Annotated in this window: 25 protein-coding genes; 16 read left to right on the forward strand and 9 right to left on the reverse strand. The window is 68.3% G+C overall.

The window, feature by feature from the left end:
* Positions 1-139: 139 nt before the first annotated feature.
* The 4 genes from rpsO to bla all read left to right on the forward strand — a co-directional run bounded on the left by rpsO (position 140) and on the right by bla (position 5,244).
* Positions 140-409 carry a 30S ribosomal protein S15 gene (gene rpsO / locus MELE44368_RS02470; RefSeq protein ID WP_128107033.1) on the forward strand — a complete coding sequence of 90 codons (270 nt, stop codon included), beginning with the start codon at positions 140-142 and terminating at the stop codon, positions 407-409.
* 319 nt (positions 410-728) lie between these two features.
* The gene (locus MELE44368_RS02475) at positions 729-3,008 is read left to right on the forward strand and encodes a polyribonucleotide nucleotidyltransferase (RefSeq protein WP_128107034.1); all 2,280 of its coding nucleotides are present in this window, start codon (positions 729-731) and stop codon (positions 3,006-3,008) included.
* On the forward strand, positions 2,986-4,338 hold the full coding sequence (locus MELE44368_RS02480) for a M16 family metallopeptidase (protein ID WP_128107035.1): 1,353 nt from the start codon (positions 2,986-2,988) through the stop codon (positions 4,336-4,338). The genes MELE44368_RS02475 and MELE44368_RS02480 overlap by 23 nt, the downstream gene beginning before the upstream one ends.
* 18 nt (positions 4,339-4,356) lie before the next feature.
* Positions 4,357-5,244, forward strand: coding sequence for a class A beta-lactamase (bla, locus tag MELE44368_RS02485; RefSeq protein ID WP_128107036.1), 888 nt, complete (start codon positions 4,357-4,359; stop codon positions 5,242-5,244).
* A 196-nt stretch (positions 5,245-5,440) separates the two neighbouring features.
* Here bla and ald read toward each other — a convergent pair whose 3' ends face one another.
* On the reverse strand, positions 5,441-6,556 hold the full coding sequence (gene ald / locus MELE44368_RS02490) for an alanine dehydrogenase (protein ID WP_128107037.1): 1,116 nt from the start codon (positions 6,554-6,556) through the stop codon (positions 5,441-5,443).
* A gap of 91 nt (positions 6,557-6,647) precedes the next feature.
* Between ald and aldR the strand changes: the two genes are divergently transcribed.
* Complete coding sequence (gene aldR / locus MELE44368_RS02495; protein ID WP_128107038.1) at positions 6,648-7,163, forward strand: HTH-type transcriptional regulator AldR; 516 nt, start codon at positions 6,648-6,650, stop codon at positions 7,161-7,163.
* A 13-nt stretch (positions 7,164-7,176) separates the two neighbouring features.
* Here aldR and MELE44368_RS02500 read toward each other — a convergent pair whose 3' ends face one another.
* Positions 7,177-8,082, reverse strand: coding sequence for an NAD-dependent epimerase/dehydratase family protein (locus tag MELE44368_RS02500; protein WP_128107039.1), 906 nt, complete (start codon positions 8,080-8,082; stop codon positions 7,177-7,179).
* 92 nt (positions 8,083-8,174) lie between these two features.
* Positions 8,175-9,650 (reverse strand): PE family protein, encoded by a 1,476-nt coding sequence (locus MELE44368_RS27285; protein ID WP_128107040.1) that lies wholly within the window; start codon positions 9,648-9,650, stop codon positions 8,175-8,177.
* 464 nt (positions 9,651-10,114) lie between these two features.
* Here MELE44368_RS27285 and dapB point away from each other — a divergent pair, with 464 nt between their 5' ends.
* Genes dapB through MELE44368_RS02525 form a run of 4 tightly spaced genes read left to right on the forward strand, consistent with a single transcriptional unit; the run spans position 10,115 to position 12,235 of the window.
* A complete protein-coding gene (gene dapB / locus MELE44368_RS02510) occupies positions 10,115-10,852 on the forward strand; it encodes a 4-hydroxy-tetrahydrodipicolinate reductase (protein ID WP_128107041.1) in 738 nt (245 codons plus the stop codon).
* Positions 10,849-11,316: a tetratricopeptide repeat protein gene (locus MELE44368_RS02515; RefSeq protein WP_128107042.1), complete on the forward strand. Its 468-nt coding sequence runs from the start codon at positions 10,849-10,851 to the stop codon at positions 11,314-11,316. Before dapB ends, MELE44368_RS02515 begins: the two co-directional genes overlap by 4 nt.
* Complete coding sequence (locus MELE44368_RS02520) at positions 11,313-11,771, forward strand: flavodoxin family protein (protein ID WP_128107043.1); 459 nt, start codon at positions 11,313-11,315, stop codon at positions 11,769-11,771. Before MELE44368_RS02515 ends, MELE44368_RS02520 begins: the two co-directional genes overlap by 4 nt.
* Before the next feature lie 2 nt (positions 11,772-11,773).
* A complete protein-coding gene (locus MELE44368_RS02525; protein WP_128107044.1) occupies positions 11,774-12,235 on the forward strand; it encodes a hypothetical protein in 462 nt (153 codons plus the stop codon).
* Here the strand turns inward: MELE44368_RS02525 and MELE44368_RS02530 are convergent.
* Together MELE44368_RS02530 and MELE44368_RS02535 are read right to left on the reverse strand one after the other, a co-directional pair.
* Positions 12,229-13,152, reverse strand: coding sequence for an HpcH/HpaI aldolase/citrate lyase family protein (locus tag MELE44368_RS02530; RefSeq protein WP_128107045.1), 924 nt, complete (start codon positions 13,150-13,152; stop codon positions 12,229-12,231). The two genes, MELE44368_RS02525 and MELE44368_RS02530, sit on opposite strands and share 7 nt — an antisense overlap.
* A gap of 54 nt (positions 13,153-13,206) precedes the next feature.
* Positions 13,207-13,947 (reverse strand): dienelactone hydrolase family protein, encoded by a 741-nt coding sequence (locus tag MELE44368_RS02535; protein WP_128107046.1) that lies wholly within the window; start codon positions 13,945-13,947, stop codon positions 13,207-13,209.
* A gap of 42 nt (positions 13,948-13,989) precedes the next feature.
* Between MELE44368_RS02535 and MELE44368_RS02540 the strand changes: the two genes are divergently transcribed.
* Genes MELE44368_RS02540 through MELE44368_RS02550 form a run of 3 tightly spaced genes read left to right on the forward strand, consistent with a single transcriptional unit; the run spans position 13,990 to position 16,560 of the window.
* Complete coding sequence (locus MELE44368_RS02540) at positions 13,990-14,790, forward strand: thymidylate synthase (RefSeq protein WP_128107047.1); 801 nt, start codon at positions 13,990-13,992, stop codon at positions 14,788-14,790.
* 19 nt (positions 14,791-14,809) lie between these two features.
* Complete coding sequence (locus MELE44368_RS02545; RefSeq protein ID WP_128107048.1) at positions 14,810-15,301, forward strand: dihydrofolate reductase; 492 nt, start codon at positions 14,810-14,812, stop codon at positions 15,299-15,301.
* A gap of 41 nt (positions 15,302-15,342) precedes the next feature.
* Positions 15,343-16,560: a winged helix-turn-helix domain-containing protein gene (locus MELE44368_RS02550; RefSeq protein ID WP_241566448.1), complete on the forward strand. Its 1,218-nt coding sequence runs from the start codon at positions 15,343-15,345 to the stop codon at positions 16,558-16,560.
* A gap of 3 nt (positions 16,561-16,563) precedes the next feature.
* On the opposite strand, the gene MELE44368_RS02555 is transcribed toward MELE44368_RS02550, so the two are convergent.
* Entirely contained in the window at positions 16,564-16,863 is a 300-nt protein-coding gene (locus MELE44368_RS02555) for a DUF4193 domain-containing protein (RefSeq protein WP_128107050.1), read from the reverse strand.
* A gap of 145 nt (positions 16,864-17,008) precedes the next feature.
* Here MELE44368_RS02555 and thyX point away from each other — a divergent pair, with 145 nt between their 5' ends.
* The 3 genes from thyX (at position 17,009) to MELE44368_RS02570 (ending at position 20,537) form a co-directional block, all read left to right on the forward strand.
* Positions 17,009-17,773 carry an FAD-dependent thymidylate synthase gene (gene thyX, locus MELE44368_RS02560; RefSeq protein ID WP_128107051.1) on the forward strand — a complete coding sequence of 255 codons (765 nt, stop codon included), beginning with the start codon at positions 17,009-17,011 and terminating at the stop codon, positions 17,771-17,773.
* A 239-nt stretch (positions 17,774-18,012) separates the two neighbouring features.
* Positions 18,013-18,861, forward strand: coding sequence for a 4-hydroxy-tetrahydrodipicolinate synthase (gene dapA, locus MELE44368_RS02565; protein WP_241566458.1), 849 nt, complete (start codon positions 18,013-18,015; stop codon positions 18,859-18,861).
* Positions 18,861-20,537 carry a ribonuclease J gene (locus tag MELE44368_RS02570; RefSeq protein WP_128107053.1) on the forward strand — a complete coding sequence of 559 codons (1,677 nt, stop codon included), beginning with the start codon at positions 18,861-18,863 and terminating at the stop codon, positions 20,535-20,537. Before dapA ends, MELE44368_RS02570 begins: the two co-directional genes overlap by 1 nt.
* A gap of 128 nt (positions 20,538-20,665) precedes the next feature.
* Here the strand turns inward: MELE44368_RS02570 and MELE44368_RS02575 are convergent, their stop codons facing one another.
* Genes MELE44368_RS02575 through MELE44368_RS02585 form a run of 3 tightly spaced genes read right to left on the reverse strand, consistent with a single transcriptional unit; the run spans position 20,666 to position 22,303 of the window.
* Positions 20,666-21,478 carry a mycofactocin-coupled SDR family oxidoreductase gene (locus MELE44368_RS02575; RefSeq protein ID WP_128107054.1) on the reverse strand — a complete coding sequence of 271 codons (813 nt, stop codon included), beginning with the start codon at positions 21,476-21,478 and terminating at the stop codon, positions 20,666-20,668.
* Entirely contained in the window at positions 21,478-21,792 is a 315-nt protein-coding gene (locus tag MELE44368_RS02580; RefSeq protein ID WP_128107055.1) for a putative quinol monooxygenase, read from the reverse strand. The genes MELE44368_RS02575 and MELE44368_RS02580 overlap by 1 nt, the downstream gene beginning before the upstream one ends.
* Before the next feature lie 58 nt (positions 21,793-21,850).
* A complete protein-coding gene (locus tag MELE44368_RS02585; RefSeq protein ID WP_128107056.1) occupies positions 21,851-22,303 on the reverse strand; it encodes a DUF2834 domain-containing protein in 453 nt (150 codons plus the stop codon).
* 99 nt (positions 22,304-22,402) lie between these two features.
* Here MELE44368_RS02585 and MELE44368_RS02590 point away from each other — a divergent pair, with 99 nt between their 5' ends.
* Complete coding sequence (locus MELE44368_RS02590) at positions 22,403-24,862, forward strand: FtsK/SpoIIIE family DNA translocase (RefSeq protein WP_206613659.1); 2,460 nt, start codon at positions 22,403-22,405, stop codon at positions 24,860-24,862.
* Positions 24,863-24,878 lie beyond the last annotated feature (16 nt).

Here is a 24,878-nt window from a genome sequence, read left to right on the forward strand (position 1 = left end):
GAGCGTGTCGCCGCGCTCGGCGGATTTCGCCGGCATAACCGCCCGCTGCTAAACTCCACAGCCGACCCGGCGTGCGCTGCAGTTCGCGGTGGCCACCCGGAAGAGACCTGTCGCGGACCGATGGATATGGAGTTACTTCGTGGCGCTCACCGCCGAACAGAAAAAAGAGATTCTCAGCCAGTACGGCCTGCATGAGACCGACACCGGCTCACCGGAAGCCCAGGTCGCGCTGCTGACCAAGCGGATCACCGACCTGACCGAGCATCTGAAGGTGCACAAGCACGACCACCACTCCCGGCGGGGCCTGCTGCTGCTGGTCGGCCGCAGGCGCCGGCTGCTGAAGTACGTCGCCCAGGTCGACGTGGAGCGGTACCGCTCGCTGATCGAGCGGCTCGGCCTGCGTCGCTGACCTCCCACCGGCCACATTGGCCGCCCAATTGGCCGCCCATACTTCGCCGTACCTGCGGCAATGTAGGATGGATGAGTTCACAAAGCCATCCGGCTCGAACGTCAGGGTGCGGTTTTCGCAGTTCCGCGCAAACCGCTCCCGCGCGTCATATCGCGAACCCGCCTGATCGCGCGGTCTTCGGTAGTGGCTGCCGGGTTCCCCAATCCGGGGTAGACCGGCAGCTTCGACTGATGGCCGTAGCCGCATCCAGGCCGATGGTTTTCACGCTGTGATGTCGCGAAACAGCTGAAAAGAATCCAGAGAGGCCATACGGACGCATATGTCTGTAGTTGAAATCGAAGACGGCGTGTACGAATCGACCGCCGTGATCGACAACGGGAGCTTCGGCACCCGCACCATCCGTTTCGAAACCGGTCGGCTGGCCCAGCAGGCCGCCGGCTCCGCCGTCGCCTACCTCGACGACGAAACCATGCTGTTGTCGGCGACCACCGCCAGCAAGAGCCCGAAGGAGCACTTCGACTTCTTCCCGTTGACGGTCGACGTCGAAGAGCGCATGTACGCCGCGGGCCGTATCCCCGGCTCGTTCTTCCGCCGCGAGGGCCGCCCGTCCACCGACGCGATCCTCACCTGCCGGCTGATCGACCGCCCGCTGCGCCCGTCGTTCGTCGACGGCCTGCGCAACGAGATCCAGATCGTCGTCACCGTGATGTCGCTGGACCCCAACCAGCTCTACGACGTGGTGGCGATCAACGCCGCGTCGATGTCCACGCAAATCGCCGGGCTGCCGTTCTCCGGCCCCATCGGCGCTGTGCGGGTGGCGCTGGTCGAGGGCACCTGGGTGGCGTTTCCCACCGTCGAGCAGCTCGAGCGCGCGGTGTTCGACATGGTCGTAGCCGGCCGCGTCATCGCGGGCGCCGGCGAGCAGGATGGCGAGGTCGCGATCATGATGGTCGAGGCCGAGGCCACCGACAACGTCATCGAGTTGATCGAGGGTGGCGCCCAGGCGCCGACGGAATCCGTTGTCGCCGAAGGGCTCGAGGCCGCCAAACCGTTCATCAGGACGCTGGTGCGCGCCCAGCAGGAGCTGGCCGAGCGCGCCGCCAAGCCCGTCGGTGAGTACCCGGTGTTCCCCGAGTACGCCGACGACGTCTACGACTCCGTCGCCGCGGTGGCCCACGACGCGTTGGCGGAGGCGCTGACCATCCCCGGTAAGAAGGAGCGCAACGACCGCACCGACGAGATCAAGGCCGAGGTGCTCGAGCGGCTGGCCGAACAGTATGCGGGCCGCGAGAAGGAGATCGGCGCCGCGTTTCGGTCGTTGACCAAGAAGCTTGTGCGCCAACGCATCTTGACCGACCATTTCCGTATCGACGGCCGGGGTGTCACCGATATCCGCGCGCTGAGCGCAGAGGTGGCCGTGGTGCCGCGCGCACACGGCAGCGCCCTGTTCGAGCGGGGTGAGACGCAGATTCTCGGTATCACGACGCTGGACATGATGAAGATGGCCCAGCAGATCGACTCGCTGGGGCCGGAAACCACCAAGCGCTACATGCATCACTACAACTTCCCGCCGTACTCGACCGGCGAGACCGGTCGGGTCGGCTCACCCAAGCGGCGCGAGATCGGCCACGGCGCGCTGGCCGAGCGGGCGTTGGTGCCGGTGCTGCCCAGCATCGAGGAGTTCCCGTACTCGATCCGTCAGGTGTCGGAGGCGTTGGGCTCCAACGGCTCGACGTCGATGGGCTCGGTGTGTGCGTCGACGCTGGCGCTGTTCAACGCCGGCGTGCCACTGAAGGCGCCGGTCGCTGGCATCGCGATGGGTCTGGTGTCCGACGACGTCGAGGTGGAGGGGCCCTCGGGCACCATCATCGAACGCCGCTTCGTGGCGCTGACCGACATCCTCGGCGCCGAGGACGCGTTCGGCGACATGGACTTCAAGGTGGCGGGCACCAAGGATTTCGTCACCGCGCTGCAGCTGGACACCAAGCTCGACGGCATCCCCTCGCAGGTGCTGGCCGGCGCGCTGGATCAGGCCAAGGACGCCCGGCTGACGATCCTCGAGGTGATGAACGAGGCGATCGACGGGCCCGACGAGATGAGCCCGTACGCGCCGCGGATCACCACGATCAAGGTGCCGGTCGACAAGATCGGCGAGGTGATCGGGCCCAAGGGCAAGGTCATCAACCAGATCACCGAGGAAACCGGTGCGCAGATCTCCATCGAGGACGACGGCACCGTGTTCGTCGGGGCCACCGACGGCCCGTCGGCGCAGGCCGCCATCGACAAGATCAACGCGATCGCCAACCCGCAGCTGCCCAAGGTCCACGAGCGGTTCCTCGGCACGGTGGTGAAGACCACTGACTTTGGTGCGTTCGTCTCGTTGCTGCCCGGCCGTGACGGGCTGGTGCACATCTCCAAGCTCGGCAGGGGCAAGCGCATCGCGAAGGTCGAGGATGTGGTCAAGGTCGGCGACAAGCTGCGCGTGGAGATCGCCGACATCGACACCCGGGGCAAGATCTCGCTGATCCTCGTCGAAGAAGACTCGGAGGGATCCGACTCGGAGACCACGCCGGCAGATGCCACCACGGGCAGCAGCTAGGGCGTTGCGCCGGGTCGGAGACGACGAGGAGTCATCGGCCCGGCACCTCTCCACCGTCCGCCGCACCCTCCTGCCCGGTGGGTTGCGCGTGGTCACCGAGTACCTCCCGTCCGTGCATTCGGCCTCGATCGGGGTGTGGGTCGACGTCGGGTCCCGAGACGAGGGGCCCACCGTCGCCGGCGCCGCGCACTTTCTGGAGCATCTGCTGTTCAAGTCGACCCCGACGCGCACGGCCGTCGACATCGCCCAGGCCATGGACGCTGTCGGCGGTGAGCTCAACGCGTTCACGGCCAGGGAGCACACCTGCTACTACGCGCACGTGCTCAACACCGACCTGGAACTGGCCGTCGACCTGGTCGCCGACGTGGTACTGCGCGGCCGCTGCGCGCAGGACGACGTCGAGGTCGAACGCGACGTCGTGCTCGAGGAGATCGCGATGCGCGACGACGACCCGGAGGACACGCTCGGCGACGTCTTCCTGTCGGCGATGTTCGGCACGCATCCGGTCGGCCGGCCCGTGATCGGCAGCGTCGCCTCCGTCTCGGCGATGACCCGCGCGCAACTGCATTCGTTCCACGTGCGCCGCTACACCCCGCAGCGGATGGTGGTGGCGGTCGCCGGAAACGTCGACCACGACGACGTCGTCGCGTTGGTGCGCAACTACTTCGGGCCTCGGCTGGTGCGCGGCCGAAACCCGGTGCCGCCGCGCAAGGGCACCGGCCGGGTCGGCGGGCAGCCCAGCCTGCGACTGGTCAGCCGCGACGCCGAGCAGACCCATCTGTCGCTGGGGGTGCGGACCCCGGGACGGCACTGGGAGCACCGCTGGGCGCTGGCGGTGCTCAACAACGCGCTGGGCGGCGGCCTCAGTTCGCGCCTGTTTCAGGAGATCCGCGAGAGCCGCGGGCTGGCGTATTCGGTGTATTCGACCGTCGACACGTTCTCCGACAGCGGGGCGCTGTCCGTGTACACCGCGTGCCTGCCCGAGCGTTTCGACGACGTGGTCCAGGTGACCACCGACGTGCTGCAGAAGGTGGCGCGCGACGGCATCACCGAAGCCGAGTGCCGGATCGCGAAGGGCTCGCTGCGCGGCGGGCTCGTTCTCGGGCTCGAGGACTCGGGCTCGCGGATGAACCGCATCGGCCGCAACGAGCTGAACTTCGGCGAACACCGCACCATCGAACAGACCCTCGCCAAGATCGACGCCGTCACCGTCGACGAGGTGAACGCGGTGGCCCGCCGGCTCCTGACCCGGCCTTCCGGGGCGGCCGTGCTGGGCCCGCAACGGTCGAAAAGATCGTTGCCGCAGCCGCTTCGGGCGATCGTGGGCTGATCGCCTAGGCTGGGGCCGATGACACGAGTCTCTCGGCGCCGCGTGCTGATCGGCGGAATGACGCTCATGGCGACTGCGGCCACTGCCCCCAAACTCGTGGTGGCCGACCCGGTCCCGACCGTCGAGGCCCGGATCGCGGCGCTGGAACGTCAGCACGGCGCGTTGATCGGTGTCTACGCCTCGAACCTGGATCTCCAACGGACGGTGGCGCACCGGGCGCAGGAGCGGTTCGCGATGTGCTCGACGTTCAAGACCTACGCGGCCGCCCGGGTACTGCAGATGGCCGAACGCGGCGAATTGTCGCTGGAGCAGTCGCTGTTCGTCGACCCGGCCGACATTCTGATCAACTCTCCGATCACCGAGGCACGGGCCGGCGGGGAGTTGACGCTCGCCGAACTGTGTCAGGCGGCGTTGCAGCGCAGCGACAACACCGCGGCAAACATGCTGTTGGCGACGCTGGGCGGTCCGCAGGCCATCACCGCGTTCGCACGCAGCATCGGGGATTCGGAGTCCCGGCTGGACCGCTGGGAGACCGCGTTGAACTCGGCGATCCCTGGTGACCCACGCGACACCAGCACCCCGCAGGCGCTCGGCTCGGGCTACCGCAACCTGCTTGCCGGCGACGCCCTCGCCCCGCCGCAACGCAGCCGCCTCGAGGACTGGATGCGGGCGAACCAGACGTCGAGCATGCGGGCGGGTCTTCCGGACGGCTGGACCAGCGCGGACAAGACCGGCGGCGGCGATTACGGCAGCACCAACGACGTGGGCATCGTGTACGGACCCGACGGTCAGCGGGTACTGCTGGCCCTGATGACCCGTTCGCAGACAAGCGATCCGAACGCCCCAGGTCTGCGCCCGCTGATCGGCGAGCTGACGAGTCTGGTTCTGCCGGCGCTGTTGGCCTGACGAAACCAGCGCCGCCCGGCCTCCCCTCCTGGCCGGGGGCGAACTGGTTTGAGCGGCTGTCCCCCCATACGCGGATCAACGCGTCAGCCGCTGACACCAACGTTATGACAGGCGCGGCTTGGAGGAATCGGGCAAAACCCTACATTTCTGAGCCGTTGACCCTTACGTCAGCAAAGTCACGGCCGGCGGATCGGGCCTAGACCAGTACAGATGCCGGATCGGTGTGCGGCATGGCGAGGGCCTCGGCGACCTCCTCGGAAAGCAGCGCACCGTCGTGCACGGCCAGTCCTCTGGCCAGGGCGGGATCGGCCCGGCAGGCCGCCCGCCAACCCGAGCCGGCCAGCCGGAGGACATAGGGCACGGTGGCGTTGGTCAGCGCGAACGTCGCCGTGCGCGGCAGCGCGCCGGGCATGTTGGCCACGCAGTAGAAGACGGTGTCGTGGACCGCGTACGTGGGGTTGTCATGGGTGGTCGGCCGCGAGTCCTCGAAGCACCCGCCCTGGTCGATGGCGATGTCGACGAGCACGGCGCCGGGCTTCATCCGCGCGACGGTGGAGTTCGTGACCAGCTTGGGCGCCCTGGCCCCGGGGACCAGCACCGCGCCGATCACCAGGTCGGCGCGTCGGACCGCGTCTTCGAGGTCGAATGTCGACGAGTGCCGGGTCTGGATGCGGCCGCCGAACTCGGCGTCCAGCGCGCGCAACCTGTTCAGGTCGACGTCGAAGACGGTGACCTGCGCGCCCATCCCGGCGGCGACGCGGGCGGCGCTGTAACCCGCTGTGCCCGCACCGATCACGACAACGTCGGCCGGCGCGACCCCGGGCACACCGCCCATCAGCACGCCGCGGCCGCCGTGGCTGCGCATCAGGTGATAGGAGCCGACCTGCGCGCTCATCCGTCCGGCGACCTCGCTCATGGGCGCCAGCAGCGGCAGGGCGCCGTCGGCCGTCTGCACGGTTTCGTAGGCGATCGCGGTGACCCCGGAGGCCAGCAGGACCTCGGTCAACGTCTTCGACGCCGCCAGGTGCAGGAAGGTGAACAGTGTCTGGCCGCGGCGGATCCGGTGGAACTCGGGCTCGACCGGCTCCTTGACCTTCAGCATCAGGTCCGCCGCGGCCCACACCCCGTCCGCACTGTTGATCAGTTGAGCCCCGGCGTCTTTGAAGTCCGCATCGGAGATCGCCGAACCTTCGCCCGCACCGGCCTGCACGAGCACCTCATGGCCGCTGCGGACCAACTCGGCGACCCCGGCCGGGGTGATGGCGACCCGGAATTCGTTGTTCTTGATCTCGGTGGGCACCCCGACGCGCATGACCGCTCCTTCGACCGCTCGCTGAGGACAAGTATGAAGAAACTGCGAAATAGCAGCAACAAATCCGATGATATTTCCATAAACTACGGCTATGAGCGTCGAGAATTCGAGCAGCACGGCGCAGCGGCGGCGTCAGCCGAAGAATCTTCAGCCCGCGGCGATCGACGACATCGACCGCCGGATTCTGACCGCGCTGCACACCGACGCACGGATGTCCAACAACGCGCTGGCCGAGCAGGTCGGGATCGCTCCGTCGACCTGTCACGGCCGGGTACGGCGCCTGCAGGAGATGGGGGTGATCCGCGGCTTCCACGCTGACATCGATCCGGCATCGATCGGTCTTCCGCTGCAGGCGATGATCTCGGTCAGCCTGCAATCCAACGCGCGGGGCAAGATCCACAGCTTCATCGAGCAGATCCGTCTCATGCCGCAGGTGATGGACGTCTACTTTCTGGCCGGCGCAGACGATTTCATCCTCCATGTCGCCGCGCGCGACATCGAGGACCTTCGGTCGTTCGTGGTGGAGAACCTCAACGCCGACGCCGACGTCGCCGGCACTCAGACGTCGCTGATCTTCGAGCACCTGCGCGGTGCCTCGCCGTTGTAGTTCGCCGAATGCCTTATGCGCCGGTGAGTTCGGGATGGAACGCGGTCACCATCCGGCGTAGGCCGTCGCGCCAGTCGACCGTCGTCCTGGCGCCGGTGAGCTCTTGTAACTTCGTGATGTCGACCGGGTTGCCGCGCAGCGCCTGCTCGCTCTCCTCGAAGATCGGCTCACGGCCGACCAGTGAGCCCAGGTAGGTGCACCACTCCTGAAGGCTGACCAGCTGGTCACCGGCCCAATTCAGCGTGGTCGCCGGGACAGACGCGACCTCGAGCAGTTTCGGGATGGTGGCGATGATGTCGTCTTCGTGGATCGGGTTGTACTGCGCCGCCTCACCCGGTGGGACGGGGATCGGCATCCCGGCGAGGATCATCTCCATGTGGAAGAAGGGCCAGCCGCCGTTGTCGCCGTACGGGACGTTGAGCCGTGCGATGGTGGTGGGCACGCCGAGCGCACGGGCCATCGACCGGGCGACGACTTCGCCGGCGATCTTGGAGATGGAATACGTTGGGAACAACGCCTTGTGGTTGTCGCCGAGCGCGGCCCCCTCGCTGCGCGGCTCGTCGTCGGGCGGGTCGTAGACCGCCGCCGACGAGCAATGCAGAAACGCTTCGGCATCTGGGCAGTGCGCCATGAGCAGACCGACCGATTCGGCGTTGGCGGCCAGGTCTTTATCCCATCTGCCGCTTTTGGCGACGGCGAAGTTCAGGACGTAGTCGAAATCCGAGGGCACCTCGGTGAAATCGCCGGCGGCCAGGTTCACCGTCACGCATCGCACGCCCGCCAGCTCGAGGCGGTCCCGCGCCGCGGGATCGGTGAACCGGGCGATGCCCCAGACCTGGTTGTCCGCCGAAAGCGCTTGGGCGACCGGGGCCGCCACCTGACCGGTGACACCCGAGACCAGAATCTTGGCGTCGCGCATGCGGTGATGGTAGAGCGACCGGTCCGTCCGCGCCCCGGAAAAGGCCGGCGTCCCCACCGAAACCTCGGTGGGGACGCCGATTGTGGGGTGGGCTAGCCGTTCGAACCGCCGCCGCCATCGGAACTGCCGCCGCCGCCCGAGCCGCTACCGCCGTCGCCGCCGGCACCGCCTCCGCCGCCGAGGCCCCCGGAGCCGCCGTCGCCGCCGTTGCCACCGTTGCCGGGTCCGGTGCCGGTGCTGCCGCTGCCGCCCGCGCCGCCGGCTCCGCCGTTGCTCACCAGACCGCCGCCGTCACCTCCGCTGCCGCCGTTGCCGCCGGTGCTGTCGCCGGCATTTCTCGAGGAGGCGTCGCCGCCGTCGCCGCCGGTGCCGCCCCCACCGAGCAGGCCGCCGCCGCTGCCGGCGTCACCGCCGTCACCGGCTGAGGAGTCGCTGGCCGCCCCGGTGCCGGTGCTGGTCGCGTCGCCGCCTTCACCACCGTCACCGCCGGTGCCGAGCAGGCCGGTATGGCCGCCGTCGCCGCCGTCGCCGCCATTGGTCGCGCCGATCGAGGTGGCGTCACCACCAGTGCCGCCGTCGCCGCCGCTGCCCAGCACACCGGTGTTCGCGCCGTCGCCGCCGTTGCCGCCGGTGGCGGTGCCGGTGGTGCTCGTCGCGCTGCCGCCGTCGCCGCCATTGCCCGACGGGCCGAGCACGATCGAACCGTCGCCCGCGTTGCCGCCGTTGCCGCCCGTGGCGTTGTTGAAGTTGGTGCCGGCGTCGCCACCGTCACCGCCGTCGCCGCCGGTGCCGAGCAGGCCGGTGTGGCCACCGTCGCCGCCGTTGCCACCCGTGGCGGGCCCGACGATCACGCCGTTGCTGTCGCCACCGTCGCCGCCGTCGCCCGCGTTGCCGAAGACGATGCCCGAGTTTCCGCCGTCGCCGCCGTCACCACCTGGGCCCAGCAGCCCGGCGCTGCCCGAGCCGCCGTCGCCACCGCTGCCGAGCAGGATGCCGCCGTTTCCGCCGTCGCCGCCGCCGCTGCCTGGGGCCAGCGGGTTTCCGGCACCGCCGTCGCCGCCGTTGCCGATCAGGCCGGCATTGCCGCCGTCGCCGTCGAACAGCGAGCTGCCGCCGCTGCCGAGGAGCAGGCCGCCGTTGCCGCCGTCGCCCGCGAGTGAGATGCCGCCGTTGCCGATGAGGACGGCGCCGTTACCGCCCGTCCCGGTGCCCGACGCCCCGCCCTGCCCGAGCAGCAGGCCGCCGTTGCCGCCGTCGCCGTTGACCGACGATCCGCCGCTGCCGAACAGCAGGCCGCCGTTGCCGCCGTTGCCGTTCACCGATGACCCGCCGCTGCCGATCAGCAGCCCGGCATTGCCGCCGTCGCCGTCGACCGACGATGCGCCGTTGCCGATCAGCGGCTTGAGCAGATTCTTGAGCAGGCTGCCCAGGAAGACCAGTTCGACATCACCTTGCGAGGTGGCGATGGTGGCGGGCGCGGCGATCGGCGTCGCGGGCGCGGTCAGCGCGGCGGTCAGTCCGGCGGCGCCCCCACCGGCAAGGACGCCGGCCGCAAGGGTGGCGGTCACCATCGTCCTCCTGGTGCTTGTCCTTGCGGTCTTGTTCCTGCCCTGTCTGGCCATCGGCTCTGGTCCTTTCGTTGCCCCGGCTGCGAAACGAACAGCTAACTGATTTCAGGAAGCGAGCAATATATTGCCATGCTTTCAGCGAAGTACCTAGCAAAACTCATTACGAGGTTGTCGGACTCGAATAATCGAACGCAACAAATGCGCCTGCAATCCTCGTATGGTGCTGACATACGGGTTGTTTCAACAGTTGTCACGGAATAAATAGCAATCGCCGTCAATTATCCGGCAACGGCGTCTTTCGTTATCCGGATCGCGCAGGCGGGTTCTCGATCCAGATCATGCTGCCATCAGGCAATCGCAAAGCAAACATTGTTTGACACTGTGGCAACGTTCGTTCCGGTATGGATCTGGGTGTGTCCACTCGGTGCTCCGGCCACCGACTGCCGCGTCGATAAGGTGTCTGCATGCGAGTCGGAGTGCTGGGAGCCAAAGGCAAGGTCGGTGCCACGATGGTTCAGGCGGTCCAGACCGCCGAGGACCTGACGTTCACCGCGGGCGTCGATGCCGGCGACCCACTGAGCCGACTCGTCGACACCGACACCGACGTGGTGATCGACTTCACCCATCCCGACGTGGTGATGGACAATCTGAAGTTCTTGATAGACAACGGTATTCACGCGGTCGTCGGCACCACCGGCTTCACCGACGAGCGGCTGGCCCAGGTGAGGACCTGGTTGGCCGAGAAACCGGACGTCGCGGTGCTGATCGCACCCAACTTCGCGATCGGCGCGGTGCTGTCGATGCACTTCGCGCGCCAGGCGGCCCGCTTCTTCGAATCCGTCGAGGTCATCGAGCTTCACCATCCGCACAAGGCCGACGCGCCGTCGGGTACCGCCGTGCGCACGGCCCGGCTGATCGCCGAGGCCCGAAAGGGCTTGCCGCCCAACCCCGATGCCACCAGCACCGCCCTCGACGGTGCGCGCGGCGCCGACGTCGACGGCATTCCGGTGCACTCGGTGCGGCTCGCCGGGCTGGTCGCGCACCAGGAGGTGCTGTTCGGCACGCAGGGGGAGACGCTCACGATCAGGCACGACAGCATCGACCGGACGTCATTCGTGCCCGGAGTGCTGCTGGCGGCACGCCAGGTGGCCGACCGCCCCGGGCTGACGATCGGCATCGAACCGCTGCTCGACCTGGAATGACCGAGGGTGGGCGCGTCCTGCGCATGCAGCTGCTCATCGGCTTCATGTGCCTGGCGCTGGTCGTCTACTTCCTGTTGCTCGGCCGCATCTCGATGGCGTTCATCGGCACGGGGGAGACCGCGGCCATCGGCCTCGGCCTTGCGCTGATGGCGTTTCCGATGATCGGGTTGTGGGCCATGGTCAGCACACTGCGCAGCGGACTGGCGCATCAGCGACTGGCGCGCATCGTCCATGACGAAGGAATGGAACTCGACGTCAGCTCGCTGCCGCGGATGCCCTCGGGACGGATCCAGCGCGAGGCGGCCGACGAATTGTTCGTCACCGTGCGCCGGGAACTGGAGAACGACCCGGACGACTGGAGGCGCTGGTATCGGCTGGCGCGCGCGTACGACTATGCGGGTGACCGCCGCCGCGCGCGGGAGACGATGCGGAAGGCGGTCGACATGGAGGCGCGCTCAACGTGACCAAGACTTTGCTCGTCGTGCACCACACCCCGTCGCCGGGCACCCGCGAACTGCTGGAGGCCGTCCTCGACGGCGCCAAGGACCCCGACATCACCGGCGTCGACGTCGAGGTCCGCCCCGCATTGGCCGCGACGCTGCCCGACATGCTCGACGCCGACGGCTACCTGTTCGGCACCACCGCCAATTTCGGATACATGAGCGGCGCGCTCAAACACTTCTTCGACACCGTCTACTACCCGAGCCTCGATCACGTCGCCGGCCGGCCGTACGGACTGTGGGTACACGGCAATAACGACACGGCGGGTGCGGTCAACGCGGTAGAAAAGCTTGCGACCGGGCTGGCGCTGGCCAAGTCCGCCGATGCGCTCGAGGTCGTCGGTGCCATCGACCGCGGGGTGCGCGAGCGCGCCTACGAGCTCGGCGGCACGCTGGCCGCGACGCTGATGGAAGGGTAGACATGCCGGGAATCGCCGAATTGGCCTTGGGCGCAGCACCTATCGCCGGCGGTGCCATGCTGGGCGTGATCGCGGGCAATCTCAAACCCCCCGACGTGCGCGGGCAGATCATGAAGGACTTCGACCTGCTGGAACGCATCCCGGCGGACCAGGTGGAGCGGCGCGCCCGGCTACAGGCCAGCATCGATGAGCGCATCGACGACCTGATCTCGGCCGGGGAGCGCAGCCGCGAACTCCGCGAAGCGGCGTTGTCGTACAAGGGCAACTGGCGCGACATCGTGGTGTTCCTCTGCGCGGTGCTGTTCACCATCGTGTGGTGGAACGTCAGCCACGACCGGTCCAACTGGCTGGTGATGTTCATCGCGATGATCGTGCTGTCTGTCGCGGCAGGCATCTACGCCGGACGAGGGGTGTTGCGCGCGGTGCGCACGTTCCTGCACAGGCCGGACGGCGACGATCAGTAGTGGTAGGTGTCCGACGGCGCCGGAATGTGTGCGGGGTCGTCGATGTCGTCGAACTCGGACACCTCGATACCGTAGGCGCGGGCCAGATCCAGGATCTTGTTCGCCCGGGCGATGCGGGGCAGGTCCGAGCCGTTGCGGATCTCGCCGCCGTCGCGCTCGAACTCGATGAAAAACTCCTTGGCCCAGGCGATTTCATCCGGCGACGGCGAAAGACCCTCGTTTACCGTCAAGCACTGCTCCGGGGTGAGACAGATCTTGCCGGTCATGCCGAACTCGACTGACACCGCCGTCGCCTCGCTGAGCACCAGCGCGCTGTGCCCGACGGTCGGCCCGTCGATCGCACTCGGCAGGTGTGCGGCCTTGGCGGCGATGGTGAATCGCGACCTGGCGTAGGCGAGCGTGGTGGGGTTCTCGCCGAAACCGGTGTCCCGGCGGAAGTCGCCGATACCGAACGCGAGCCGGAAGGTGCCCTTGGCCGCGGCGATCTCGGTGATGCGCTCCAGCCCGCGCGCGGTCTCCACCAGTGCGACGATCGGCACGTTGGGCAATCGATTGGCGGTTTCGGTGACATGGTCGACGGATTCGACCATCGCCAGCATCACGCCGCCGACCGACGTCCCGGCCAGCATCTCCAGATCGTCGGCCCACCACGGTGTGCCGAAACCGTTGATCCGTACCCAGTCACTGTGGCCCTCCGACAGCCACCGGACCACGTTGTGGCGGGCGGTCACCTTGTCCTTGGGGGCGACCGCGTCCTCGATGTCGAGGACGACGATGTCGGCGCGCGACTTCGCCGCGGGTTCGAACCGCTCGTACTGTGCGCCGTTCACCAGCAGCCAGCTGCGGGCGAGCACCGGATCGATGCGGTACCCGACCTCACTGCCGGCCGGTTGGTCAGGCGTTTCCTGGTCGTGCATCTGCTAATCGTCGCGTATCGCTCGGGCGCGATCGCGTCAGGGTCGGCCGAAGGGTCAGTTCGGCAGCGCCGTCTTGAACAGGTCCTGCAGCGCGACCCAGTGCCGTTCGGCGGCCTCGGGGTCGTACGGGGCGTTGTCGGGAACGGCGAAACCGTGGCCCGCCGGGTAGAACTCGACGGTGTGGGTGACGTTCGCGTCGGTCAGCGCCTGGTCCAGGATCTCGGCGTGGCGGGGCGTGAAGCCCTGGTCATTGGCGGCTCCGGCGACGTACACCGTGGCCTTGATCCGGTCGGCGAGCAGGTGCGGGCTGGTGGGCTCGTCGGTGACCAGGCCGCTGGCGTGGAAGGACCCGGCGGCGGCGACCCGGTCGGGCACCCGGCCGGCCACGATGATCGACGCGCGTCCACCCATGCAGTAACCGCACACGCCGAACGCGTCGCCCTTGACCTCGGGGCGCGCGGCCAGGAAATCGAAGAACGCGGTCGCGTCGGCGGCCATCATGTCGGGCGTGATGCTGCCGATCATCCGGAACAGCCGTGAGCGCTCCTTGGGGTCGTTGAATACCGTCTTCATGTCGAACGGCGCCCAGTCGCCGTGGCGGTAGTACACGTCGGGCAGCAACACCGCGTGGCCGAAACCGGCGAGCCGGGCCGCCATGTCCTGGAAGACGTCGCGCACCCCGCCGGCGTCGACGTACATGACGACGCCCGTCCACGGGCCGCTGCCGTTGGGGGTGTGCAGGGTGACGGGGCAGGTGCCGTCAGCAGTGGTGATGGTCGTGGAGATACTCGGCATGGCTTCCGTTCTACTCGTTCGTTTCGGACTAGGCTGGCGGACGTGCCGATCGCAACGCCCTATGAGGATCTTCTGCGCCTGGTGCTCGAGCACGGCACGCCGAAATCCGACCGCACCGGCACCGGCACCCGCAGCGTGTTCGGCCATCAGATGCGCTACGACCTGGCCGCCGGGTTCCCGCTGATCACCACCAAGAAGGTGCACACCAAGTCGGTGATCTACGAGCTGCTGTGGTTTCTGCGCGGCGACTCCAACGTCCGGTGGCTACAGGAGCACGGCGTCACCATCTGGGACGAATGGGCAAGTGAGACAGGTGATCTCGGGCCAATCTATGGCGTTCAGTGGCGGTCGTGGCCGACCCCGTCGGGTGAGCACATCGACCAGATCAGTGCCGCGCTGGACCTGCTCAGGACCGACCCCGATTCGCGTCGCATCATCGTCTCGGCGTGGAATGTCGGCCAGATCGCCCAGATGGCGCTGCCGCCATGCCACGCGTTCTTCCAGTTCTACGTCGCCGACGGCAGGCTGAGCTGCCAGCTCTACCAGCGCAGCGCCGACCTGTTCCTCGGTGTGCCGTTCAACATCGCCAGCTACGCGCTGCTGACCCACATGATGGCGGCGCAGGCCGGGCTGGAGGTGGGCGAGTTCATCTGGACCGGCGGCGACTGCCACATCTACGACAACCACGTCGAGCAGGTGCGGCTGCAGCTCAGTCGCGACCCGCGCCCGTATCCGGAACTCGTTCTGGCGCCGCGGGATTCGATCTTCGACTACACCTACGAGGACATCGCGATCCTCAACTACGATCCGCACCCGGCGATCAAGGCCCCGGTTGCGGTATGAGGCCTGCTTGCAGGGCCGAATGAGGTCGTCTGACGTCGGCCTGATCTGGGCCCAGTCGACTTCCGGGGTCATCGGCCGCGACGGCGGCATCCCGTGGCGGCTGCCCGAGGACCAGGCCAGGTTCAAAGAGCTGACGATCGGTCACACGGTGGTGATGGGGCGGTTGACCTGGGAGTCGCTTCCGGCGAAGGTGCGTCCGCTGCCGGGACGTCGCAACGTTGTTCTCACCCGGCGCGCCGACTATGTGGCCGACGGCGCCGACGTGGTCGCCGGCCTCGACGCCGCGCTCACCGGCGAGACTTCCTGGGTGATCGGCGGGGCGGAGGTGTACGCGGCCGCGCTGCCGCTGGCCACGCGCTGCGAGGTCACCGAGGTGGAGATCGACCTTCCGCGTCGCGACGGCGACGCGGTGGCGCCGGTGCTCGACGAGGGATGGGTCGGCGAGACCGGGGAGTGGCAGACCAGCAGGTCGGGGCTGCGCTACCGGTTCTACAGCTACCGGCGCGCGTAACCGTCGCCAGCGGTGTCGGTGGCGTCCTGCAGGATGGCGACGTGGCGACCAAACTCACGGCTGCCCAGGCGCGCCGCATCGCCGTCGCGGCGCAGGGCTTCGCCGAGCCCAGACCGCAAGGCCCGGTCAGCCGCGCCCACCTGCGCCTGCTGATCTCCCGCATCCAGGTGCTGCAGCTGGATTCGGTGTCGGTGGCGGTGCGCGCACATTACGCGCCGGTGTTCAGCCGGCTCGGGCCCTACGACCGCGATGTGCTGGACCGGGCGGCGTGGCGCCACACCGGCCGCTCGCCGCGGCTGCTCGTCGAGTACTGGGCGCACGAGGCCGCGCTGATGGCCGTCGAGGACTGGCCGTTGCTGCGGTGGCGGATGCGCGAGTACACCCACGGCCGGTGGGGGACGCACATCGTCAAGAAGAACCTGCGGCTGGCGGAGAAGGTCCTCGCGGCCGTCGAGGAGCTCGGTCCCTCGACGGCCGGGCAGATCGAGGCGCACCTGGGGGCCGAACAGCGCGGCCGCAAGGGGCCCTGGTGGGACCGCAGCGACACGAAGTGGGTGACCGAGGCGCTGTTCGCCTCGGGGCAGTTGACGACGGCCACCAGGGTGGGCTTCGCGCGGCACTACGACCTCACCGAACGAGTGCTGCCGCCGGAGGTGGTCGCCCGCCAGGTCGCCGACGACGACGCGGTGCGGCAGCTGGTGTTGCGCGCGGCCGGCGCGCTGGGCGTGGCCACCGAGGCCGACCTCCGCGACTATTTCCGGCTCTCGCCGCGGCAGTCCAAACCGGCGGTCGCCGAGCTGGTGGCCGCCGGTGAACTGGAGGCTGTCGAGGTGGAGGGGTGGCAGGCTCCGGCGTATCTGCGGGCCGGTCAGAAAGTGCCGCGGCAAGACCGGGGCACGGCGTTGCTATGCCCGTTCGACCCGTTGATCTTCTTCCGGCCGCGGGTTGAGCGGCTGTTCGACGGATTTCGGTACCGCATCGAGATTTATACGCCGGCGGCCAAGCGCCAGTACGGGTACTACGTGTGGCCGTTTCTGCTCGACGGGATGTTGGTGGGCCGCGTCGACCTGAAAGCCGACCGCGCCAACGACGCGTTGCACGTCGTCGGCGCGTTCACCGAACCGCAGCAGAGGTCATCGCGGATGGCCGGGCCGCTGGCAGGTGAGCTGCGCACGATGGCGACCTGGCTGAACCTGTCGGAGGTCACCGTGGGGGCCAAGGGCGAGCTGGCGGCGCCGCTCGCCGCGGCCCTGCGGTGAAGCTCAGACGCAGTCCGCGCAGATGGTCTGACCGCCGGTCTTCAGCGCGAGCCGGCTTCGGTGCTGCACCAGGAAGCAGCTCGAGCAGGTGAACTCGTCGGCCTGCTTCGGCAGCACGCGGACGGTCAGCTCCTCACCCGAGAGGTCGGCGCCGGGCAGGTCGATCGAATCGACGGGATCGCCGTCGTCGACGTCCAGCACTGCAACATCGACCTGGCGCCGCCGCGCTGCGATTTCCTGAACCGACTCATCGGCGACGTCGTCGGTTTCCTTGACGCGAGGTGCGTCGTAATCCGTGGACATTCGTCACGCTCCTCATCGCTGTTGCGAACAGTGCTTGATTAACACCGGCTGGGATCCGCTTTGTTCCCCGTCCGGCGCGGGTTGAAACCCGACTCGGCAGAACCACTGCCCGAGCAGGGCAAAGCCGCCACGTTAGGGTGTGCGCGTGGCCGAGACCACGCCGCTACGCGTGCAACTGATCGCCAAGACGGAGTTCCTGGCGCCCCCCGACGTGTCCTGGAGCACCGACGCCGAGGGCGGGCCGGCGCTGGTGGAGTTCGCCGGCCGGGCCTGCTACCAGAGCTGGTCCAAGCCCAATCCGCGCACCGCCACCAACGCCGCCTACGTGCGGCACATCATCGACGTCGGGCACTTCTCGGTGCTCGAGCACGCGTCGGTGTCGTTCTACATCACCGGCATCTCCCGGTCGTGCACCCACGAGTTGATCCGACACCGCCACTTCTCCTACTCGCAGCTGTCCCAGCGCTACGTCCCCGAGCACGACTCGCAGGTGGTGGTCCCGCCGGGCATGGAGGACGATCCCGAGCTGCTGGAGATCTTCACCGCCGCCGCCGATGCCAGCCGTGCGGCCTACGTGGAGCTGCTGAGCAGGCTCGAGGAGAAGTTCAAGGGCGACCACCCAGGGGAGAACCTCGGGGCGCTGCGGCGCAAACAGGCCCGTCAGGCGGCGCGCGCGGTGCTGCCGAACGCGACCGAGACACGCATCGTGGTCACCGGGAATTACCGCGCCTGGCGGCATTTCATCGCGGTGCGCGCCAGCGAGCACGCCGACGTGGAGATTCGCCGGCTCGCCGTCGAATGCCTGCGCCAGCTGATCGATGTGGCGCCCCAGGTGTTCGCCGATTTCGAGATCACCACATTGGCGGACGGGTCAGAGGTGGCCACTTCGCCGCTAGCCACGGAGGCGTAGCCGGAGCCGGCCCGACTTCAGCCACGGAGGCGTAGCCGGAGCTGGCCCGACTTCAGCCACGGAGGCGTAGCCGGAGCCGGCCCGACTTCAGCCACGGAGGCGTAGCCGGAGCTGGCCCGACTTCAGCCACGGAGGCGTGGGTAGCTATCGGCTGAAGTTTGAGGTCGAGCGAGTATCTTAGTGCCGTGAGCACCAGCGCATTAGACGTCACCGGCCAGGTGGGTACCGTGCTGACCGCGATGGTGACTCCGTTCAAGCCCGACGGATCCCTGGACACCGACACCGCCGCGCGGCTGGCGACCCGCCTGGTCGACGCCGGCTGTGACGGGCTGGTGTTGTCGGGCACCACCGGTGAGTCCCCGACGACGACCGACGACGAGAAGGTCGCGCTGGTGCGTACCGTGCTGGAGGCCGTCGGTGACCGGGCCCGGATCATCGCCGGGGTGGGCACCTATGACACCGCGCACACTGTGCGGCTGGCGAAGGCCTGCGCCGCCGAGGGAGCGCACGGGCTGCTGGTGGTGACGCCGTACTACTCTCGGCCGCCGCAGTCGGGTCTGGTGGCGCACTTCACCGCCGTGGCCGACGCGACGCCACTGCCCGTGGTGCTCTACGACATTCCGCCGCGGTCCATCGTGCCGATCACCTGGGACACGCTGCGTACGCTGGCCCAACATCCCAACATCGTCGCGGTCAAGGACGCCAAGGGCGATCTGCACGGCGGCGGACAGATCATGGCCGAGACCGGCCTCGCCTACTACTCGGGCGACGACGCGCTGAACCTGCCGTGGCTGGCGATGGGCGCGGTCGGTTTCATCAGCGTGTGGGGCCACATGGCCGCGAGCCAACTCCGAGACATGCTGACCGCGTTCAACTCTGGTGACGTGGCCACCGCGCGCAAGATCAGCGTCGCCCTCGGGCCGCTCAACAGCGCCCAGACCAGGCTCGGTGGCGTGACCTTGGCCAAGGCGGGGTTACGGTTGCTGGGCTTTGAGGCAGGCGATCCGCGGCTGCCACAGATGCCCGCCACCGCCGCGCAACTCGAGGAGCTGGCCGCCGACATGCGGGCGGCTGCGGTGCTGCGGTAGTGAACGAAGAACTTCAGCCACCGGGGCCGCTGGCCCCAGGCGCGCTGCGGGTGACCGCGCTGGGCGGGATCAGCGAAATCGGCCGCAACATGACGGTTTTCGAGCATCTGGGCCGGCTGTTGATCGTCGACTGCGGAGTGTTGTTCCCCAACCACGACGAACCGGGCGTCGACCTGATCCTGCCCGACCTGCGCCTCATCGAGGACCGGCTGGACGAGGTGGAGGCGCTGGTGCTGACCCACGCCCACGAGGACCACGTCGGCGCGATCCCGTTTCTGCTCAAGCTGCGGCCCGACATTCCGATCGTGGGGTCGAAGTTCACGCTCGCGCTGGTCGCCGAGAAGTGCCGGGAGCACCGCATCAAGCCGGTGCTGGTCGAAGTGGCTGCCGGACAACGCAGTACACACGGCGTGTTCGAATGCCAGTACTTTCACGTCAACCACTCGATACCCGGGTGTCTGGCGATCGCGATCCACACGGGCGCGGGCACCGTGCTGCACACCGGCGACATCAAGCTCGACCAGCTGCCGCTGGACGACCAGCCGACGGACTTACCCGGCTTGTCGCGGCTCGGCGATGCCGGGGTGGATCTGTTCCTCTGCGACTCGACGAACTCCGAGATCCCCGGGGTGGGGCCGTCGGAGAGCGAGGTCGGCCCGACACTGCACCGGTTGATCCGGGGTGCGACCGGCCGGGTGATCGTGGCCTGCTTCGCGTCGAACGTCGATCGGGTGCAACAGATCATCGACGCGGCGGTGGCGCTGGGCAGGCAGGTGTCGTTCGTCGGGCGCTCGATGGTGCGCAACATGGGCATCGCGCGCGAGCTGGGCTATCTGCGCGTCGACGACAAGGACGTGCTCGACATCGGCGCGGCCGAGATGATGCCGCCGGAGCGGGTCGTGCTCATCACCACCGGAACACAGGGCGAGCCGATGTCGGCGCTGTCGCGGATGTCGCGTGGCGAACACCGCAGCATCACGCTGACCGCGGGCGATCTGATCATCCTGTCGTCGTCGCTGATTCCCGGCAATGAGGAGGCTGTCTACGGGGTGATCGACGCGCTGGCGAAGATCGGCGCTCGTGTCGTGACCAATCAGCAAGTGCGCGTGCATGTTTCTGGACACGCCTACTCCGGCGAGCTGCTGTTTCTGTACAACGCGGTGCGGCCGCGCAACGTGATGCCGGTGCACGGCACGTGGCGGATGATGCGCGCCAACGCGGCGCTGGCGGTGCGCACCGGCGTCGACCCCGACGCGGTCATGCTCGCGGAGAACGGTGTCAGCGTCGACCTGGTGGGCGGCCGGGCGTCCATCGCCGGGGCGGTGCCGACCGGAAAGATGTTCGTCGACGGGTTGGTCACCGGCGATGTCGGCGACGCCACGCTGGGTGAGCGGCTCATCCTGTCCTCGGGTTTCGTCGCGGTGACGGTGGTGGTGCACCGGGGCACGGGGCGTGCGGCCGCGCCGGCGCATCTGCACTCGCGAGGGTTTTCCGAGGACCCCAAGGCGTTGGAGCCCGTGGCGCGCAAGGTCGAGGAGGAGCTGGAAGCACTTGCCGCCGACAACGTCACCGATGTCGCGCGGATCGCTCAGGCGGTGCGTCGCACGGTCGGCAAGTGGGTGGGGGAGACGTACCGGCGTCAGCCGATGATCGTGCCGACCGTCATCGAGGTCTGATTCTTCTCTGCGCCCCTCTCTGCGCCGAAATAGCATTCCGGGTCGTCGTATCGACTAAATCGCGACCGTGGCTGCTATTTCGGCGCAGAGGCCGCCGCGCAGAAACCTTTCGGCGCAGAGGCCGTCGCTCAGCGCTTGTTGACCGAGCCGGCGTCCACCGGCAACGCCACCCCGGTCACATAACGCGCCGCGTCGGAGACCAGCCACGCCACCGCGTTGGCGATGTCCTCGGCCTGCAGCACCTGCACCGGCAATGCGTTACCCATGTCCTGGGGCGTCTTCTCGGCGATGCTGCCCAACCACTGCCGCGTGGCCTCGTTGTTGATCATCGGGGTGTCCACGCCGGCCGGATGTATCGAGTTGACCCGGATACTGTGTTGGGCAAGCAGATTGGCATAGAGCCGCATCAACCCGACGATGCCGTGCTTGGCCGCCACGTACCCGATCGCGCCGGGATCGTCGCTGCCGACGCCGATCAGCCCGGCCACCGAACTGGTGAGCACGATCGACCCGCCGTCGGCCTGCTGCACCAGCGTCGGGATCGCGACCTCGACGGTGTGGTGCACGCCGGTGAGGTTGACGTCGATGACGTCGCGCCAGCCGTCGGCGCCGGACTGCATGGGTGCGATGCCGGCGTTGGCGACCACGATGTCAAGCCGGCCGAGCGCGTCGACCCCGGACTGCAGCGCTGAGGCCAGCCCGGTCTGGTCGCGAACGTCGGCCTCGCGCGCCACGATTCGCGCGCCGGTGTCCTCGACGAGCTTGACGGTCAGCGCGAGATCGTCAGCTGTGGCAAGGGGATAGGGCACCGACGTGATCTGGTCGCAGATGTCGACCGCGATGATGTCGGCGCCTTCGGACGCCAGCTTGACCGCCTCCGCGCGGCCCTGCCCGCGAGCCGCGCCCGTGATGAACGCGACCTTCCCGTCGAGGGAGCCCATCAGCTGCGCAGCTGGCCCTTGGCGGGATCTCCAGCGACGACCGGTTGCAGCATCTTGATGTCGGGCGCGCCGTCCAGATGTTCGCCGACCGTGCCGAACAGTGTCGCGACCGCGGGCGCGGCGCTGTGGGCCTGCAGCGCATCGGCATCGGCCCACTGTTCGACGAACACGAACGTCCCGTCGGCCTCGTGCAACGCATACAGCTCGCAGCCGGGTTCCTGATGCACCGCCTCGACGGCCTTCTTGCAGGCATCGCGCACGGTGTCCACGGACTCCGGCTTGGCGGTCATGGTTGCGACGATGACGATCGGCATGGGCGATGAACTCCTCGATGAGTGCTGCTGGACGAGTGCACAGCCTACTGCCCGTCGTTCAGAGCACGTCCACCCAGATCGTGAAGGCGGCCACCGCCACCGCCAGCACCACCAGCCCGACGGTGTCCGTCGTCGCCAGTCGGCTGGGTTCCGTGCGGCTCAGCCGCACCTCGCGGGCGATGAGGAACAACGGAAACGCCACGCTGATCGCGATCAGAAATCCGCCGACGATGTAGGCCCAGACGTACTTCACGCCGTGCTTGCGGGCCTCGGCCACCATGAGGACCGCGGCTGCGAGCAGGAACAGCGCGATGTCGGCGGTGATCGACCGCGACGCGGGGTTGGCCTTGGTGTCCTCCCAGAACACCCGCAGCAGGTCGGCGCCGTGGCCGGAGTAGGCCAGGTTCTGGCTCCAGGTCGCGATCAGGGCGGCGACGGCGATAGCGGCGTAAACAGCGCAAAGTGCCTTGCTGGAGGTGGGCATACCGGCCCGGATATCGCTGGCGGTCATGGTTCGGCACGGTATGCCTGCTCGGTGCCGAACAGATACCCTTTTGTGACCAGTGTGGCAGATGTTGTATCTGGGACTAGTGCGACTAGGCTTGCATGCATGGCTAGTAAGACCGTCGCGCGCTCTGGCACCCGTTCGACCAGGTCAAAGGCCGGTTCACGGAGCGGGTCGCGGTCGACGCCGCGGCGCAAGCCGGCGCCCCGCCGCAATCCGTCACCGATCGCGACGGCCGGCGCCGCGGTGGGTCGCGGCGTCCGGGCGGGCTGGCTGATGCTGGCCAAGGGGGTCGGGTCGACGGCCCGGTCGGTCGGCCGGGCGCGTGAGCTGGAGCCCGGCCACCGTCGCGACGGGATCGCGCTGGCCCTGCTGGGCATCGCGGTGGTGATCGTCGCGAGTTCCTGGTTCGACGCCGCCCGACCTGTGGGGGAGTGGATCGACACCTTCCTGCGGGTGCTCGTCGGTTCCGCGGTGGTGGTGCTGCCGATCGTGCTGGTGGCGGTGGCGGTGCTGCTGATGCGCAGCGAACCGGACCCCGACACCCGGCCCCGGCTGGTGCTCGGCGCGGCGATGATCGCGCTGCCCGCGCTGGGGTTGTGGCACCTGTGGGCCGGCTCGCCCGCCGATCCCGCGGCCCGTCAGCACGCCGCCGGGTTCTTCGGGTTCGCCATCGGCGGCCCGCTCTCCGACGGGCTCACGGCGTGGATCGCGGCGCCGCTGTTGTTCATGGGCGTGTTGTTCGGCGTGCTGCTGGTCACCGGCACCACCATCCGTGAGGTGCCGTCGACGTTGCAGATGATGTTCTCCACGCGCGGATTCCGCGACGAGCATGACGACGAGTACGACGACGACATCGACCTCGCCGAGCAGCCCGAGGACTTCTCCGACGGCTACTACGACGATCCCGCCGGCTACAGCGACGACGGGGCACAGCCGTGGCCGGCCGGCACGCCCATGGACAACTACCCGATCGACGACGAAGCGCCCACCGTTCCGGAGCCGACCGTCCGCACCCGCAAGAAGAAGCCCGCCAGGAAACAGGCGCTGTCCCTGGACCGCGTGGTCGACGGCCCCTACACGCTGCCGTCGCTGGACCTGCTGGTCGTGGGCGATCCGCCCAAGCGGCGCAGCGCGGCCAACGACCGGATGGTGGACGCCATCAACGAGGTCCTTCAGCAGTTCAAGGTGAACGCCTCGGTCACCGGCTGCACCCGCGGCCCGACCGTGACCCGGTACGAGGTCGAGCTGGGCCCCGGCGTCAAGGTCGAGAAGATCACAGCGCTGCACCGCAATATCGCCTACGCGGTCGCCACGGAGAGCGTGCGCATGCTCGCGCCGATCCCGGGCAAATCGGCGGTGGGCATCGAGGTGCCCAACACCGACCGGGAGATGGTGCGCCTGGCCGACGTGCTGACCGATCCGTCGACCCGCGCCGACCATCACCCGTTGGTGATCGGGCTGGGCAAAGACATTGAGGGCGAATATATTTCGGCTAATCTCGCCAAGATGCCGCACCTGCTCGTCGCCGGCTCCACCGGCTCGGGCAAGTCGAGTTTCGTCAACTCGATGCTGGTTTCGCTGCTCGCGCGGGCGACACCCGAAGAGGTCAGGATGATCCTGATCGACCCCAAGATGGTGGAACTCACGCCCTACGAAGGCATTCCGCACCTGATCACGCCGATCATCACCCAGCCGAAGAAGGCCGCCGCCGCGTTGGCGTGGCTGGTCGAGGAGATGGAGCAGCGCTACCAGGACATGCAGGCCTCGCGGGTGCGCCACATCGACGACTTCAACAAGAAGGTGCGTTCGGGCGAGATCACCACCCCGCTGGGCAGCCAGCGCGAGTACAAGCCGTATCCGTACGTGGTGGCGATCGTCGACGAGCTGGCGGACCTGATGATGACCGCTCCGCGTGACGTCGAAGACGCCATCGTGCGCATCACGCAGAAGGCCCGCGCGGCGGGCATCCATCTGGTGCTGGCCACCCAACGGCCGTCGGTCGACGTGGTCACCGGCCTGATCAAGACGAACGTCCCGTCCCGGCTGGCGTTCGCGACGTCGTCGTTGACCGACAGCCGCGTGATCCTCGACCAGCAGGGCGCCGAGAAGCTGATCGGCATGGGCGACGGCCTGTTCTTGCCGATGGGCGCCAACAAGCCGATCCGGTTGCAGGGGGCCTTCGTCGGCGACGACGAGATCCACGCCGTGGTCACCGCCTGCAAGGAACAGGCCGAGCCCGAGTACACCGAGGGTGTCACCACCGCCAAGACCACCAGCGAGCGCACCGACGTCGACCCCGACATCGGTGACGACATGGACATCTTCCTGCAGGCCGTCGAGCTGGTGGTGTCCAGCCAGTTCGGCTCGACGTCGATGTTGCAGCGCAAGCTGCGTGTCGGGTTCGCCAAGGCCGGGCGGTTGATGGACCTGATGGAGACCCGCAACATCGTCGGGCCCAGCGAGGGCTCCAAGGCCCGCGAGGTGCTGGTCAAGCCCGACGAGCTGGCGGCCACGTTGGCGTCGATCCGCGGGACCGACGCCGGCGACGACGACACCGACTGACGCCGCCGGACGCCGA

Origin of the sequence: Mycolicibacterium elephantis DSM 44368, assembly GCF_004014805.1 — a bacterium.
GTDB lineage: Bacteria > Actinomycetota > Actinomycetes > Mycobacteriales > Mycobacteriaceae > Mycobacterium > Mycobacterium elephantis.

Bases quoted from the DNA above. Each gene is read 5' to 3' on its own strand.
- MELE44368_RS02525 (WP_128107044.1), top strand. From the start codon at position 11,774: ATGCCGGGAATCGCCGAATTGGCCTTGGGCGCAGCACCTATCGCCGGC.
- MELE44368_RS02545 (WP_128107048.1), top strand. From the start codon at position 14,810: ATGAGGTCGTCTGACGTCGGCCTGATCTGGGCCCAGTCGACTTCCGGG.
- MELE44368_RS02535 (WP_128107046.1), bottom strand. From the start codon at position 13,947: ATGCCGAGTATCTCCACGACCATCACCACTGCTGACGGCACCTGCCCC.
- MELE44368_RS02580 (WP_128107055.1), bottom strand. From the start codon at position 21,792: ATGCCGATCGTCATCGTCGCAACCATGACCGCCAAGCCGGAGTCCGTG.
- MELE44368_RS02515 (WP_128107042.1), top strand. From the start codon at position 10,849: ATGACCGAGGGTGGGCGCGTCCTGCGCATGCAGCTGCTCATCGGCTTC.
- ald (WP_128107037.1), bottom strand. From the start codon at position 6,556: ATGCGCGTCGGGGTGCCCACCGAGATCAAGAACAACGAATTCCGGGTC.
- MELE44368_RS02590 (WP_206613659.1), top strand. From the start codon at position 22,403: ATGGCTAGTAAGACCGTCGCGCGCTCTGGCACCCGTTCGACCAGGTCA.
- dapB (WP_128107041.1), top strand. From the start codon at position 10,115: ATGCGAGTCGGAGTGCTGGGAGCCAAAGGCAAGGTCGGTGCCACGATG.
- MELE44368_RS02480 (WP_128107035.1), top strand. From the start codon at position 2,986: ATGCCACCACGGGCAGCAGCTAGGGCGTTGCGCCGGGTCGGAGACGAC.
- MELE44368_RS02575 (WP_128107054.1), bottom strand. From the start codon at position 21,478: ATGGGCTCCCTCGACGGGAAGGTCGCGTTCATCACGGGCGCGGCTCGC.
- aldR (WP_128107038.1), top strand. From the start codon at position 6,648: ATGAGCGTCGAGAATTCGAGCAGCACGGCGCAGCGGCGGCGTCAGCCG.
- MELE44368_RS02475 (WP_128107034.1), top strand. From the start codon at position 729: ATGTCTGTAGTTGAAATCGAAGACGGCGTGTACGAATCGACCGCCGTG.
- MELE44368_RS02555 (WP_128107050.1), bottom strand. From the start codon at position 16,863: ATGTCCACGGATTACGACGCACCTCGCGTCAAGGAAACCGACGACGTC.
- MELE44368_RS02500 (WP_128107039.1), bottom strand. From the start codon at position 8,082: ATGCGCGACGCCAAGATTCTGGTCTCGGGTGTCACCGGTCAGGTGGCG.
- MELE44368_RS02585 (WP_128107056.1), bottom strand. From the start codon at position 22,303: ATGACCGCCAGCGATATCCGGGCCGGTATGCCCACCTCCAGCAAGGCA.
- bla (WP_128107036.1), top strand. From the start codon at position 4,357: ATGACACGAGTCTCTCGGCGCCGCGTGCTGATCGGCGGAATGACGCTC.
- dapA (WP_241566458.1), top strand. From the start codon at position 18,013: ATGGTGACTCCGTTCAAGCCCGACGGATCCCTGGACACCGACACCGCC.
- MELE44368_RS02530 (WP_128107045.1), bottom strand. From the start codon at position 13,152: ATGCACGACCAGGAAACGCCTGACCAACCGGCCGGCAGTGAGGTCGGG.